This is a genomic window from Streptomyces sp. NPDC045470 (assembly GCF_040646595.1).
In the GTDB taxonomy this organism is placed as follows: Bacteria; Actinomycetota; Actinomycetes; order Streptomycetales; family Streptomycetaceae; genus Streptomyces.
Genome location: NZ_JBEZAN010000030.1, coordinates 37,851 through 51,638 on the forward strand (window position 1 = coordinate 37,851; position 13,788 = coordinate 51,638).

The 13,788-nt window shown below is 73.4% G+C and carries 12 protein-coding genes, 1 pseudogene and 1 riboswitch; of the genes and pseudogenes, 5 read left to right on the forward strand and 8 right to left on the reverse strand.

All coding sequences use genetic code 11. The annotated features are described in order from the left end of the window. The first annotated feature begins 36 nt into the window (after positions 1-36). Complete coding sequence (locus AB0A97_RS39095; RefSeq protein ID WP_361160107.1) at positions 37-702, forward strand: cysteine hydrolase family protein; 666 nt, start codon at positions 37-39, stop codon at positions 700-702. Between the two features lie 32 nt (positions 703-734). On the opposite strand, the gene AB0A97_RS39100 is transcribed toward AB0A97_RS39095, so the two are convergent. Continuing rightward, positions 735-1,925 (reverse strand): cobalt-precorrin-5B (C(1))-methyltransferase, encoded by a 1,191-nt coding sequence (locus AB0A97_RS39100; protein ID WP_361160042.1) that lies wholly within the window; start codon positions 1,923-1,925, stop codon positions 735-737. A gap of 17 nt (positions 1,926-1,942) precedes the next feature. Here AB0A97_RS39100 and AB0A97_RS39105 point away from each other — a divergent pair, with 17 nt between their 5' ends. Then, entirely contained in the window at positions 1,943-2,710 is a 768-nt protein-coding gene (locus tag AB0A97_RS39105) for a cobalt-precorrin-6A reductase (protein WP_361160044.1), read from the forward strand. A gap of 33 nt (positions 2,711-2,743) precedes the next feature. Here the strand turns inward: AB0A97_RS39105 and AB0A97_RS39110 are convergent. From AB0A97_RS39110 to AB0A97_RS39120, 3 genes and pseudogenes are all read right to left on the reverse strand, one after another. Beyond that, positions 2,744-3,064: pseudogene (locus AB0A97_RS39110) on the reverse strand (MvdC/MvdD family ATP grasp protein); the annotation flags it as partial. 20 nt (positions 3,065-3,084) lie between these two features. Beyond that, positions 3,085-3,297: a hypothetical protein gene (locus AB0A97_RS39115; RefSeq protein WP_361160047.1), complete on the reverse strand. Its 213-nt coding sequence runs from the start codon at positions 3,295-3,297 to the stop codon at positions 3,085-3,087. A gap of 240 nt (positions 3,298-3,537) precedes the next feature. Continuing rightward, a complete protein-coding gene (locus tag AB0A97_RS39120) occupies positions 3,538-3,765 on the reverse strand; it encodes a hypothetical protein (protein ID WP_361160054.1) in 228 nt (75 codons plus the stop codon). Positions 3,766-3,892: 127 nt separating this feature from the next. Here AB0A97_RS39120 and AB0A97_RS39125 point away from each other — a divergent pair, with 127 nt between their 5' ends. Continuing rightward, the gene (locus AB0A97_RS39125) at positions 3,893-4,714 is read left to right on the forward strand and encodes a helix-turn-helix transcriptional regulator (RefSeq protein WP_361160056.1); all 822 of its coding nucleotides are present in this window, start codon (positions 3,893-3,895) and stop codon (positions 4,712-4,714) included. After that, complete coding sequence (locus AB0A97_RS39130; RefSeq protein WP_361160059.1) at positions 4,711-4,923, forward strand: DUF397 domain-containing protein; 213 nt, start codon at positions 4,711-4,713, stop codon at positions 4,921-4,923. Before AB0A97_RS39125 ends, AB0A97_RS39130 begins: the two co-directional genes overlap by 4 nt. A 246-nt stretch (positions 4,924-5,169) precedes the next feature. Here AB0A97_RS39130 and AB0A97_RS39135 read toward each other — a convergent pair whose 3' ends face one another. From AB0A97_RS39135 to cobG, 4 genes are all read right to left on the reverse strand, one after another. Then, a complete protein-coding gene (locus AB0A97_RS39135; protein ID WP_361160061.1) occupies positions 5,170-5,667 on the reverse strand; it encodes a hypothetical protein in 498 nt (165 codons plus the stop codon). A 208-nt stretch (positions 5,668-5,875) separates the two neighbouring features. Then, entirely contained in the window at positions 5,876-7,414 is a 1,539-nt protein-coding gene (locus tag AB0A97_RS39140; protein WP_361160064.1) for a precorrin-2 C(20)-methyltransferase, read from the reverse strand. Continuing rightward, on the reverse strand, positions 7,411-8,043 hold the full coding sequence (locus AB0A97_RS39145) for a precorrin-8X methylmutase (RefSeq protein WP_361160067.1): 633 nt from the start codon (positions 8,041-8,043) through the stop codon (positions 7,411-7,413). Before AB0A97_RS39145 ends, AB0A97_RS39140 begins: the two co-directional genes overlap by 4 nt. A 55-nt stretch (positions 8,044-8,098) precedes the next feature. Then, positions 8,099-9,739, reverse strand: coding sequence for a precorrin-3B synthase (gene cobG, locus AB0A97_RS39150; RefSeq protein WP_361160069.1), 1,641 nt, complete (start codon positions 9,737-9,739; stop codon positions 8,099-8,101). A gap of 117 nt (positions 9,740-9,856) precedes the next feature. After that, a riboswitch (cobalamin riboswitch) is annotated at positions 9,857-9,929 on the forward strand. A gap of 55 nt (positions 9,930-9,984) precedes the next feature. Here cobG and cobN point away from each other — a divergent pair. Continuing rightward, positions 9,985-13,656: a cobaltochelatase subunit CobN gene (gene cobN / locus AB0A97_RS39155; RefSeq protein WP_361160072.1), complete on the forward strand. Its 3,672-nt coding sequence runs from the start codon at positions 9,985-9,987 to the stop codon at positions 13,654-13,656. Positions 13,657-13,788: the final 132 nt, after the last annotated feature.

Below are 13,788 nucleotides of genomic sequence, written 5' to 3' on the forward strand. Positions count from 1 at the left end.
TACGGCGGCCTCAGCAGAATCGACCGGATGAACGCGATGCCGCAGCCCGAGCCCGTCGAAGCCCTGGCCGAGTCCGACAAGACCCCGCACGAGTCCGACAAGCCCCTGCCCGAGCCTGTCGAAGCGCTGATCGTCGTCGACATGCAGTCGGCCTTCTTCGCCGGCGAGGGCGCGGCACCGCACGCGGCGGCCGTCCAGGCGCGCGCCGAGGACCTGGTCGACCGGGCGCGGGCGGCCGGCGCGCTCATCGTCCACCTCCAGAACGACGGTGCGCCCGGTATGTCCGACGAGACGGGCACCCGGGGCTGGGAGCTGCACCTGAACGTCGAGCCCGGCCCGCGCGAGGTCGTGCTCCGCAAGACGCAGGACGACGGTTTCGCCGGGACGCCGCTGGGCGAGCTGCTCACCGAGTCCGGCGTACGGTCCCTCGTCGTCTGCGGCGTGATGTCCGAGATGTGCGTGCTGGCGACCTCGCGGTCCGCCCTGGAGCGCGAGTACCGCGTCGTCCTGCCGCACGACGCGCACGGCACGTACGACGTACCGCCCGCGCCGGGCGAGACGGAGGGAGTCCCGGCGGCGATGGCCTCGCGGGTCGCGGAGTGGGCCCTCGGTGACGAGGTCGAAATCATCGCGTACGCGAAGGATGTGCCGTTCCAAGCGCCGCCCGCGCCGCCCGCACCGCCGGGCCCGGCCGCCGCATAACGGAACGCGGGCGTACGCCAGGCCCGCGCCTGTCACTCCCCGTCCCGCGGCCCCCGGGGTCCGGCCCGTCCCACCACGTTCCCCGCCCGGTCGATGCAGATCACATCCACCGCGACCGGCGCGCCCCGCAGGACCGCCAGCGCCTCGTCGCGGGCCGTCCTGGCGACCAGGTCACCGAGCGGTACGCCGCGCGCCGCGCACAACTGGAGCGCGGCCAGCCCCGTATTGGCCACGGCGACCTCGCCCGTCAGCTCCGCGTCCGCACCGCCCTGCCGCGCCAGCTCGGCGAGAAACCCCTTGTCCACCTGCGACCGCGCCGAGTGCAGGTCCAGGTGCCCCGCCGCCAGCTTCGACAGCTTCGCGAACCCGCCGCACACGGTCAGCCTGGGCACGGGATGCCGCCGTACGTACTTCAGCACCGCGCCCGCGAAGTCGCCCATGTCCAGCAGCGCGTCCTCGGGCAGGCCGTGCTCGGCGACGACGACCTTCTCCGAGGTCGAACCGGTGCACCCGGCCACATGCGTACGCCCCGCCGCACGCGCCACATCCACACCCCGCCGGATCGAGTCGATCCACGCCGAGCACGAGTACGGCACCACGATCCCGGTAGTTCCCAGAATCGACAGTCCACCCAAGATCCCCAGCCGCGGGTTCCACGTACTGCGCGCGATCTCCTCACCATGATCGACCGACAGCTCGACCTCGACGTCCGCACTGCCCCCGTACCGCCGCGCGACCTCCGCGACGTGCTCCCGCATCATCTGCCGCGGCACGGGATTGACCGCCGGTTCGCCCACGTCCAGCGGCAGCCCGGGGCGGGTGACCGTACCCACCCCCGGCCCGGCCTTGAACACCACGCCGCTGCCCGCCGGAAGCCGGCGCACAGTGGCCCGGATCAGCGCCCCGTGCGTCACGTCGGGATCGTCTCCCGCGTCCTTGACCACGGCCGCCATGGCCGTGGCGCGGTCCGCGGGCAGCTCCTCGGCGGCCAGCGCGAACGCGGGTGTCTGCCCCTTCGGCAGGGTGATCGTCACCGGGTCCGGGAAGTCCCCGGTCAGCAGCGCCGTGTACGCGGCGGTCGTCGCCGCGGTCGCACAGGCCCCGGTCGTCCAGCCGTGCCGCAGCCCGGTGTGCGCGAGCTGCGCCGTACGGCCGCCGGCACCGCTTCCCGCGTCTCCCGTACTGTTCCCCTCCGAACCCGGAACCGCACCCGTCTCAGCCATGGAGAATGCCGCCCGCCATGACCGGTCCCGCCGCACCTGCGCGTGTTCCCCACGTCCTGATCCTCGGCGGCACGACCGAGGCCCGCCGGCTGGCCGCCGAACTGGCGGACGGGCACCCCGGCCTGCGCGTCACCACATCCCTGGCCGGCCGGGTGGCCGCGCCCCGGCTCCCGGCCGGAGAGGTGCGCATCGGCGGTTTCGGAGGCCCGGACGGCCTCGCACACTGGCTGCGCGAGCACGCGGTGGACGCGCTCATCGACGCCACCCATCCCTTCGCCGGCACGATCAGTTTCAACGCGGCGCAGGCGGCCGCCTCCGCCCATGTTCCCCTGCTCGCCCTCCGCAGGCCCGGCTGGGTCCCCGGCCCGGGCGACGACTGGCACCCGGCCGCCTCCCTCGAAGAGGCCGCCGCCACTCTCCCCGCCCTCGGCCACCGCGTCTTCCTCACCACCGGCCGCATGGGCCTCGCCACCTTCGCCCACCTCACCGACCTCTGGTTCCTCGTCCGCTCCGTGGACGCCCCCGAGCCCCCGTTCCCGCCCCGGATGGAGACCCTCCTCGACCGCGGCCCCTTCACCCTCGAAGGCGAACGCGCCCTGCTCCGCGAGCACCGCATCGACGTCCTGGTGACGAAGGACAGCGGCGCGACAGCCACCGCCCCGAAGCTGGCGGCGGCGCGGGAGGCGGGGGTACCGGTGGTGGTCGTACAGAGGCCGGCGGTCCCGCCCGGTGTACCGGTCGTCGAGGCTCCGGGGCAGGCGGTCGACTGGCTGCTGGCGCTGTGACCGCGAGGTGTTGCGCCACGGGTGATTCACGTAGTGCGCACCCGGTAGCGCGGCCAGCACTCCGCCAAGGCCGTACCGGGCCTGTTCCACGCACCACCGAGCATCCTGCTCCGCGAGGAGCGGCGGAGGCGGGCAGGAGGTGGGCCGCCGCCAGGAGACGGCCCGTACCTCAGAGAGGGACACGTTCCTGGTCGCTGTACGGATGGTCCCCGTGAGGCCGTCCTCGCCGAGGTGGGCATTGAGGGCGACCTCGGTGGGGAAATCGCCCGGGTCCAGGCGGACGACCGGGACCGCGCGCCGGTACAGCTCGGTCGTCACCACGTCTGCCGTCGCGTCGTCCGGCCTGGTGACCACCAGGACGGGTGGCTGACCGGTCAATCGGTGTCGCCTTCCTGGTCACTGCCCTGGTCGGCGTTGCCGTCCGGGCTGGTCAGCACCGTCGTCCCGGAAGATGTTTCCGATCGCTTGTGCCGCTCCAGCGTGGACAGTTCGCTCCCGTCCGGGTGCTGCCACCGGGCGGTTCGGCTCTCGGGGGCGAGTACGGCCCGGGCGGGGGCAAGGGTGGAAGCCTTGGGGTAGGGCCGCATCCGTGTCGAACCCCAGGGCTTCGGTGCGGGGACTGCCGTCGCTTCGCGCATTCTTGTCCGAGGGGCAATGTTCAGGCTTCTGGCTGGATTATGGCGCGCGGAGCCGCGTTTCACCGGGCCATGACGCACTCCAACGGTTGGCTTCCCGGACACGTGCCTCCAGGGCCTCGCGGCGGATGGGCAGGCCCGGGGGCGGAGGCGGCTCTGACGGCCGCTCCGGAGGTCGCGGCTGTTCGGCGGTCACGTGGAGCACGTCCGGAGTACGGCGGCGAGGCGGCGGGCCACCTCGGGGGTGCAGCGGCCGAGGGTGACGAGCGGGCGGGCGATGTCGCCGGTGAGGGAGGCGGCGTCCAGGCTCAGGGTGGGCAGTTTGACGCCGACTGCGGTGAGGGCGGTACGGAGTTCGTCGCGCGCTTCCTCGGCGTTTTTGATCGGGTTCGTGGTTCGGGTGGGCGTATTCGTAGCCACGTGTTTCTGCCTTTGAGTGGACGATGGAGTTCGTGGGCACCTTGTGTCCATCCATGGTTACCCTCCGGACAAGCCGCAGGTAGGGGGGCGCTGTTGTCACCCCTGAAGGGGCAACAGAGGAGGCCGCATGGCTACGGAGGGTGCCGGAGCAGAGGAGTCGGCGCGTGAGGTGCTCGCGCGTGAGTCGAGCCGTTTGCGGGACGCATCCGGGATGTCGCTGGCTCAGCTCGCTGAGGAAACCAGGTACGACCGTACGTACTTGAACCGCCTGGAAAACGGCGAGCGCCTGTCGCGGCGGGAGGTCATGGAGGCGCTGGACCGGGTCTACGGAACGGGCAAATTGCTTGTTGGGCTGTGGAGGCTCGCACGTCAGGACGCTTTCAAAGACCGCTACAAGTCGTTCATGTGGTACGAGGCGAGGGCCACTGTCATGCACAAGTACATGATGGTGCTGCCTGGCCTGTTGCAGACAGAGGACTACGCCAAGGCGGTTCTCCCGTCGGCCCCGACGCCTCTCTGCGAAGAGGAATTGGAGGAGGCGGTCGCGACCCGCATCGGCAGGCAGGAAATCCTGTGCCGAGCGACGCCTCCCCATATCCGCGTGATCATCGACGAGTCGGTACTCATGCGGCCGTTGGAAGACGCGGGGATCTGGCAGGCCCAGCTTGCGCATCTCATGGCGTCCGCCGACGTGCCGAACATCGTCTTGCAGGTACTTCCGCTCAGTGCGGGAGTACACGACCTGCTCGGTGGCTCGCCTTCCCTCTTGTGGATGGCGGACGGAAGTGCCGTTGCCTACCTTGAAGGCAACAAGTCGGGGGAACTCATCGAGGACGCGGCAGAGGTGGCGCAGTACCGCCTGTCCTATGAACGGTTGTGGGACTTGGCGCTGGCGCCGTGTGACTCGGTCGCGTACATCAAGCACCTGTTGGAGGGCAGTACGGCATGAGTCGAGGCAACGGCCCGGCGGCGGGGAGGTGGCGTAAGAGCAGCCACAGCAACGGCGGCGACGGCAACTGTGTCGAGGTAGCCGACGCGGTCACCGGTTCGCTGCGCGTACGCGACAGCAAGGACGCAGACGGCCCAACGCTGATATTCACCCACGCCGCGTGGGTTGCCTTCGTAGGCGAACTGAAGGGGCGCGACCACCGCTCCTGACTCAGCCCCTCCCCGTCGAGCGCGGACACACCGTCTTCCTTCGAGCCCCTGCCCGTGCCGAAGCTGACAGCGGTGCATGCGGGGGCGCCGGCGTTGGACGCCCGAAAGCCGGCCATATCGGAGGGCGTACCGGTTGTCGGGGCGTCCGAACAGGCGGAGGAGCGGTCGCGCACTACCGCCAAGCGCCCTTGTCGCGGTACGGGCGGGGCTCTCATTGCCGGCCCCGGCCCATCACCGGCCCCCTGCTCAGTCCCCCTGCCGCGTCAGCGTGAGCACGTGGCACTCCTTCGGGTCTCCGACCCTGGTGTAGAGCACCGGGTGGTTCTTCTCCTCGCCGGTCCGCAGGGTGTGGATGGTGCTGCGTTCCAGGTCGGCGTCCAGGCGGTCGAAGGTGAGGGTGAGGGTGGTGTGGTCGGTGGAGAGGGACCAGTTGCCCTTGCCGGAGAGGCCGCCTTCGAGGGGGGCGTCGTTGACGGTCTGGTCGAGGGTGGTGTTTTTCGGCCAGTCGAGGGTGACGAAGGTCTGGCCCAGCTTGCCGCCGAGGTCGCTGAGCTTGAGGCGGCCGCCCTTCAGGGAGGTCCAGGCGCCGTGGAGATCGGCGGCACGGTAGCGCGACGAGGGGGCCGGACCGCAGCGTTCGTCCTCGGTGGCGCAGCCGGTGGCTGAGGTTGTCAGCAGGAGTGCCGTGGCGGTGGCTGCGGCGGTGCGTAAGTGCGTGTGCCTGGTTCTGGATGTGCCGGTCATGTGGTGCCGCCCCCGCCTGCGTGTTCCGGTGTGTCGTCCGCCGGGTGGGCGGGACCGCGCCGAGGGTAGGTGATCGGGGGCGGCACGGCCCGGTGGTGGCTGAATTCGCCTGCTGAGTGGGGACCTTGTGGCGGGTATTCGACCGGGAGAAGGGATACGGGGCGGTACGGCCGGGCCGGGGTGTGCGCCCGGTCCGGCCGTCGCGCGGCTACTTCTCCGGGTAGCGCCGTGGCGTCCAGACCGTGTCCCGGTCGGTGTTGTCCCGCCGTACCGATTCCGTCTGGGAGGAGCCGATGAGGAGGATGGTGCGCATGTCGACCTCCTCCGGGGCGAGGTCGGCCAGGGGGACCACACGGACGGATTCGGTCGGGCCGCCGACGTCGCGGGCCATGACCACCGGGGTGTCGGGGGCGCGGTGTTCCAGGAGGAGTTCGCGGGCCTTGGCGACCTGCCAGGTGCGGGTGCGGGAGCCGGGGTTGTACAGGGCCAGTGCCAGGTCGGCGGAGGCGGCCGCGTGGAGGCGGTCGGCGATGACCTCCCAGGGCTTGAGGCGGTCGGAGAGGGAGATGACCGCGTAGTCGTGGCCGAGGGGCGCGCCGGCGCGGGCGGCGGCAGCGTTGGCTGCGGTGACGCCGGGGAGGACGTGTACGGGGATGGCGCGGTAAGGCTCCTGGGCGGCTACTTCGAGGACGGCGGTGGCCATCGCGAAGATGCCGGGATCACCGCCGGAGACGACCGCGACCCGGCGGCCGCGGCGGGCCAGGTCCAAGGCGAGTTCGGCGCGTTCGGACTCGACCTTGTTGTCGGAGGCGTGGCGCTCCTGCCCGGGGCGTACGGGGACGCGGTCCAGGTAGGTGGTGTAGCCGACGAGGTCGGTGGCGGAGGCGAGGGCGCCGCGCGATTCGGGGGTGAGCCAGCGGGGGCCTGCCGGGCCGGTGCCGACGACCACGACCGAGCCGGAGACGGGGGCGGGGGGCGGGGTGGCGATGCGGCTGGGGACGACGGCGACGGAGAAGTAGGGGACGGTGGACGGGTCCACGTCCGAGAGGGGCGCCGTGCGTTCGCCGGGCATCGTGGCGCGTTCGACGTAGTCGGCCTCCGGGAGGCGGCCGGAGTCGGTCAGGGCCTGGTGCACGGAGGGGAAGGTGCGGCCGAGCTTCATGACGACGGCGGCGTCGGTGGCGGCGAGACGGGCGGTCAGTTCCTCGGCGGGCAGGGTGCCGGGGAGGATGGTGAGGACCTCGTCCGCCTCGCACAGGGGCTTGCCGAGGCGGGCCGCGGCGGCGCTCACGGAGGTGACGCCGGGGATGACCTCGGTCTCGTACCGGTCGGCCAGACGCTGGTGCATGTGCTGGTACGAGCCGTAGAAGAGGGGGTCGCCCTCGGCGAGTACGGCGACCGTGCGGCCCGCGTCGAGGTGGGCGGCGAGGCGGGCGGCGGCCTCGGTGTAGAAGTCGTTGAGGGCGCCCCGGTAGCCGTCGGGGTGGTCCGTGGACTCGGTGGTGACCGGGTAGACCAGGGGTTCTTCGTGGTGGTCCGGGCGGATGTGGCGCTCGGCGATGGAACGGGCGATCGAGCGGCCGTGCCGGGCGCTGTGGTACGCGATCACGTCGGCGGAGGAGATGACCTCGACGGCGCGCAGCGTCATGAGGGAAGGGTCGCCGGGGCCGAGGCCGACTCCGTACAGGCGGCCCGGGGCGGGGGCGGACGGCTCGGCCGTGTGGCCTGCGGTGTGCTGCTCGGTCACTCTTCCACGCTCGCTATCGCGTTGATCGCTGCCGCGGCCATGGCGCTGCCGCCGCGCCGGCCGCGTACCACCAGGTGTTCCAGGCCCGCGGGGTGCTGGGCCAGCGCGTCCTTGGACTCGGCCGCGCCGATGAAGCCGACCGGGATGCCGATGACGGCGGCCGGGCGGGGCGCGCCCTCCTCGATCATCTCCAGGAGGCGGAAGAGGGCGGTGGGGGCGTTGCCGACGGCGACCACCGCGCCGTCCAGGCGGTCGCGCCACAGTTCGAGGGCGGCGGCGCTGCGGGTGGTGCCCATGCGCTTGGCCAGGTCCGGTACGGACGGGTCGGCGAGGGTGCAGAGCACCTCGTTGTCCGCGGGCAGCCGCTTGCGGGTGACGCCGCTGGCGACCATGTTGGCGTCGCAGAGGACGGGGGCGCCGCCGCGCAGGGCCTCGCTCGCGTGGGCGACGACCTTCGGGGAGTACACCAGGTCGCGTACGAGGTCGGTCATGCCGCAGGCGTGGATCATGCGGACGGCGACCCGGCTGACGTCGTCGGGCAGGTCCGCGAGGTCCGCCTCGGCGCGGATGGTGGCGAAGGACTGGCGGTAGATCTCCGCGCCGTCCTTCTCGTAGTCGAACTCGCTCACTGTGTTTCGTTGCCCTCGGTCATGTCATCGGTCAGGTCAGGTGTGCGGGGGGCCGTCATGGCGTGGTGCGGCCGGCCGCGCGGGCCGACGCGACGGCGTCGGCGAGGCGGCCGGGTTCGGTCAGGGGGACGGTGGCCGTGGCGGGCGCCGCGTGCCGGGTGCCCCGTACGGACACCTCGTAGGCGTCGCCGGTGGCGACGACATCGACCCACGCGCCGTGCGGGTGGCCGCAGCGGCGTGCGCAGCCCGACCAGTGGACGGGCAGGAGGCCGGTGCCGCCTGTCCGGTGCGGGGCGGTGCCGTCCTCGCGCGGGCCGGTGTCTTCCCGGCGTGCGCCGGTGCCGTCCCCGGGCGGGCCGCCGGTGCCGTCCGTACGCAGGCCGGTCACGGCGTCCGTCCGTACGTCGGACAGGGACTTGGCGCAGCCGGGGCGGCCGGTGCAGGCGCCGAGTCCGTACCAGGGGGAGGCCGGGTCGGTGACCAGGCCGGCCGTGGCCAGTGCGCGCAGCCGGGGGCCGGCCGCCTCGGGGGAGAGGCCGGGCAGGACCACGCCGCGCCAGGGTGTCATACGGAGTTCGCCGTGGCCGTCCTGGGCCGCCACGTCCGCCAGCCGCCGTAGCTGGGCGGTGGTGAGGCGGCCGAGGGGGGCGAGGAGGGAGAGGGCGGCCCGGGTGCCGTCGGGGGCGGTGAAGATGCCGGGACGGGGCGGGCGGGGCGCGGTGGGCGCGGGGGCCGCGGTCGTCTCGTACGGCTGCGGGAGGCGGGTACGGAGCAGGGCGCGTACGGCGGCGGCGTCGTGCCCCGGCGGGAGTTCGCGGACCCGCCAGGAGCCGTTGCCGGCCTCGTGGGCCACGGAGAGAAAGACTTCTGCGGCGGTGCGGGCCGCGCGGGTGGCCTCACTGCCGGGGAGGCGCAGGGCCGCGGAGTCGTCGCCGACGCGCAGCAGCGCCGTGCCACCGGGTTCTGCGACCAACGTCACATCGCCGCCGAGCGCGGCCACGTCGCCGCGGCCGTCGTCCAGCGCGAAGAGGAAGCGGCCGGAGAGGGCGGGGGCCGTGTCGCTCGCGCACAGCAGGCGGTCCAGCTCACGGGCCCACTCCTGGACGGCGGCGCCGCCGTCGGCGCCCTGCCCGTCCAGGCCCGCGAGCGGCGAGGCGACGATGTTGCGGATGCGTTCGTGCTGGTCGGAGGGGAGGAGGCCGGCAGTGCGCAGCAGGTCAGCGAGCGGCGCGGCGCAGCCGTCGCCCAGGCCGCGCAGCTCCACGTTGCCGCGGGAGGTGAGGGAGAGGTGGCCGTCGCCGAGGCGGTCGGCGGCGTCGGCGAGGGCGCGTGCCTGAGCGGGGGTCAGGAGCCCGGCAGGGAGCCGGAGTCGGGCCAGGGAGCCGTCGGCGGCGGAGTGCAGCCGCAGCGCTCCGGGGCAGGCGTCCCCGCGGTCCCGTACGAGGGGGTCTTCACGGCCCCGTACGCGGGCGGTGCCCCGGTCCTGGGTGCGGGCGGGTCCGCTGTCCTGCGCGAGGGCGTCTTCACGGGCCGGTACGCGGGCGTCCGCGTGCTCCGGTCCCCGGGTGTCCGCACGGCCCCGTACGGCGTCCCCGCGGGGCGGTACGGCGTCGCCACGGTCCTGTGCGCAGGCGGCACCGCTGTCCCGTACGAGGGATTCGTCCCGGTGCGGGGGTATCGCGGGGGTGGGCGGCATGGCGGCGAGCATACCGACGATGGTCTGTACGGTCTGCTGCCCGCCGTTCGATCACAGCCTCTACTATGCAGGTCGGTGGGTCAGCTGGCCCATCGGACGCCAGCGACGGCGCCAAGGGAGGAAGCCCGGTGGAAACCCGGCGCGGTCCCGCCACTGTGAGCCCGGCCACCGCGGGGCGAGCCAGGAACTCCCGCCGTCCGTGACACCGCCCGGGGCGCGGACCCCGAGGAAGGCCAGACGCCGCAATGATCCTGCTGCTGTCGACGTCCGACACCGACCTGCTCAGCGCCCGTGCGGCCGCCGGTCCCGTGCCGTACCGGCTCGCCAACCCCGCCCGTCTCGACCTCGCCGAGCTGCCCGCGCTCCTGGACGGCGCCGACCTGGTCGTCGTCCGCCTCCTCGGCGGTCTGCGCGCCTGGCAGGAGGGCCTGGACCAGCTCCTCGCCGCCGGCCGGACCCGGCCCGTCGTGGTGCTCACCGGCGAACAGGCGCCGGACGCGCAGCTCATGGAGGCGTCCACCGTCCCCATCGGCATCGCGGCCGAGGCGCACGCCTACCTGGCGCACGGCGGCCCCGCCAACCTGGAGCAGCTCGCCCGCTTCCTGTCCGACACCGTGCTGCTGACCGGCCACGGCTTCGAGCCGCCGGCCGCCGCGCCCTCCTGGGGCCACCTGGAGCGCTCGAAGCACCTGGCGGCCGAGGCGCGTACCGGCGCGGAGGTCGTGGCCCGTACGGACGACACGGGCGCCGCGACCGGCCCGCTGGTCGCCGTGCTCTACTACCGCGCGCACCACATGAGCGGCAACACCGGCTTCATAGAGTCGCTGTGCGAGCGGATCGAGGAGGCCGGCGGCCGCCCGATGCCGCTGTTCGTCGCCTCGCTGCGGGCGCCCGAGCCGGAGCTGATCGAGGAGCTGCGGGCCGCCGACGCCATCGTGACGACCGTGCTGGCGGCGGGCGGCACCAAGCCCGCCGAGGCGTCGGCCGGCGGTGACGACGAGTCCTGGGACGCGGGCGCGCTGGCCGCGCTGGACGTGCCGATCCTCCAGGCCCTGTGCCTGACCGGGCCGCGCAGCGCCTGGGAGGAGAACGACGAGGGTCTGTCGCCGCTGGACGCCGCCAGCCAGATCGCGGTGCCGGAGTTCGACGGCCGGCTGATCACCGTCCCGTTCTCCTTCAAGGAGACCGACGAGGACGGCCTGCCGGTGTACGTCGCCGACCCCGAGCGCGCCGCCCGGGTCGCCGGCATCGCCGTACGCCACGCCCGGCTGCGCCACGTCGCCCCGGCCGACAAGCGCCTGGCGCTGGTGCTGTCCGCGTACCCGACCAAGCACTCCCGCATCGGCAACGCGGTCGGCCTGGACACCCCGGCGAGCGCGGTGGCGCTGCTGCGGCGCCTCCGCGAAGAGGGCTACGACTACGGGGACGAGCCCGTGCCCGGCCTGGAGTCCGGTGACGGCGACGAGCTGATCTACGCGCTGATCGAGGCCGGCGGCCACGACCAGGAATGGCTCACCGAGGAGCAGCTCGCCCGCAACCCCGTCCGCATCCCCGCCGCCGACTACAAGCGCTGGTACGGCACGCTGCCGAAGGAACTGCGCGAGCAGGTCGAGGAGCACTGGGGCCCGCCGCCCGGCGAGATGTTCGTGGACCGGAGCCGGAACCCGGACGGCGACATCGTGCTGGCGGCGCTGCGCCGCGGCAATCTGCTCATCCTCATCCAGCCGCCGCGCGGCTTCGGCGAGAACCCGATCGCGATCTACCACGACCCCGATCTGCCGCCCTCGCACCACTACCTGGCCGCGTACCGCTGGATCGCCGCCTCCCAGGAGGACGGCGGCTTCGGCGCCGACGCCATGGTCCACCTCGGCAAGCACGGCAACCTGGAGTGGCTGCCCGGCAAGAACGCCGGCCTGTCCGCCGCCTGCGGCCCGGACGCGGCCCTCGGCGACCTGCCGCTGATCTACCCGTTCCTGGTCAACGACCCGGGCGAGGGCACCCAGGCCAAGCGCCGGGTGCACGCCACCCTCGTCGACCACCTGGTGCCGCCGATGGCCCGCGCCGAGTCGTACGGCGACATCGCGCGCCTGGAGCAGTTGCTGGACGAGTACGCGGCGATCTCCGCCATGGACCCGGCCAAGCTGCCCGCCATCCGCGCCCAGATCTGGACGCTGATCCAGGCCGCCAAGCTCCACCACGACCTCGGCCTGGAGGAGCGCCCGGACGACGAGGGCTTCGACGACTTCCTGCTGCACGTCGACGGCTGGCTGTGCGAGGTCAAGGACGCGCAGATCCGCGACGGGCTGCACGTCCTCGGCGGCGCGCCGGCGGGCGAGGCACGCGTCAACCTCGTCCTCGCCATCCTGCGCGCCCGCCAGATCTGGGGCGGCACGTCCTCGCTGCCTGGCCTGCGCGAGGCGCTGGGCCTGGACGAGTCGGCGGCGACCCGGACGACCGCCGACGCGGTCGAGGAGCAGGCCCGCGGCCTGGTGCAGGCCATGGACGACGCGGACTGGGACCCGGCGGCCGTCGAGCGGGTCACCGCCGAGCTGCCCGGTGACCAGCGCGAGCCGGTGGCGGCGATCCTCGCCTTCGCCGCCCGCGAGGTCGTGCCGCGTCTGGCCGCGACCACCGACGAGATCGACCACGCCGTGCACGCGCTGGCCGGCGGCTTCGTCCCGGCGGGCCCGTCCGGCTCGCCGCTGCGCGGCCTGGTCAACGTGCTGCCGACCGGCCGCAACTTCTACTCGGTCGACCCCAAGGCGGTACCCAGCAAGCTGGCCTGGGAGACCGGCCAGGCCCTCGCCGACAGCCTCCTGGAGCGTTACCGCACCGACCACGGCGACTGGCCGACCTCGGTGGGTCTGTCCCTGTGGGGTACGAGCGCGATGCGCACCTCCGGTGACGACGTCGCCGAAGCGCTCGCCCTGCTCGGCATCCGGCCCGTGTGGGACGACGCCTCGCGCCGGGTGACCGGCCTGGAGCCGATCCCGGCGGACGAACTGGGCCGCCCGCGCGTCGATGTGACGCTGCGCATCTCCGGCTTCTTCCGCGACGCGTTCCCGCACGTCATCGGCCTGCTGGACGACGCCGTACGGCTCGCCGCGTCCCTGGACGAGCCCGCCGACGTCAACTACGTGCGCGCGCACGCCCAGGCCGACCTGGCCGCGCACGGCGACGAGCGCCGCGCCACCACCCGCATCTTCGGCTCCCGCCCCGGCACGTACGGCGCGGGTCTGCTCCAGCTCATCGACTCCCGCGACTGGCGCACCGACGCGGACCTCGCCGAGGTCTACACGGTGTGGGGCGGTTACGCGTACGGGCGCGGCCTGGAGGGCTGCCCGGCGCGCGAGGAGATGGAGACCGCGTACAAGCGGATCGCGGTGGCGGCGAAGAACACCGACACCCGCGAGCACGACATCGCCGACTCGGACGACTACTTCCAGTACCACGGCGGCATGGTCGCGACGGTGCGCGCGCTCAAGGGCACCGCGCCCGAGGCGTACATCGGCGACTCGACGCGCCCGGAGACGGTCCGCACCCGCACGCTGGTCGAGGAGACCTCCCGGGTCTTTCGCGCCCGCGTGGTCAACCCGCGCTGGATCGAGGCGATGCGCCGCCACGGCTACAAGGGCGCCTTCGAGCTGGCCGCGACCGTCGACTACCTGTTCGGGTACGACGCCACGACCGGCGTCGTCGCCGACTGGATGTACGACAAGCTCGCCCAGACGTACGTCCTGGACCCGGAGAACCGCGCGTTCCTCCAGGAGGCCAACCCCTGGGCCCTGCACGGCATCGCGGAACGCCTCCTGGAGGCGGAGTCGCGCGGCATGTGGGCCGAGCCGGACAAGGAGACGCTGACGGCGCTCCGGGAGGCGTTCCTGGAGACCGAGGGCGACCTGGAGGAGAAGAGCTGACGGGTTCCCGGACACGGACTGACGCCGGAGCGCCGGGGGGGGGGGGGGGGTGAGACCGCCCCCCGCGCGGGGCCGGGGGGCGGGGGCCGGGGGAGGCCGGGGGCGGGGGGGCGGGCGGGGGGGCGCCCCGCC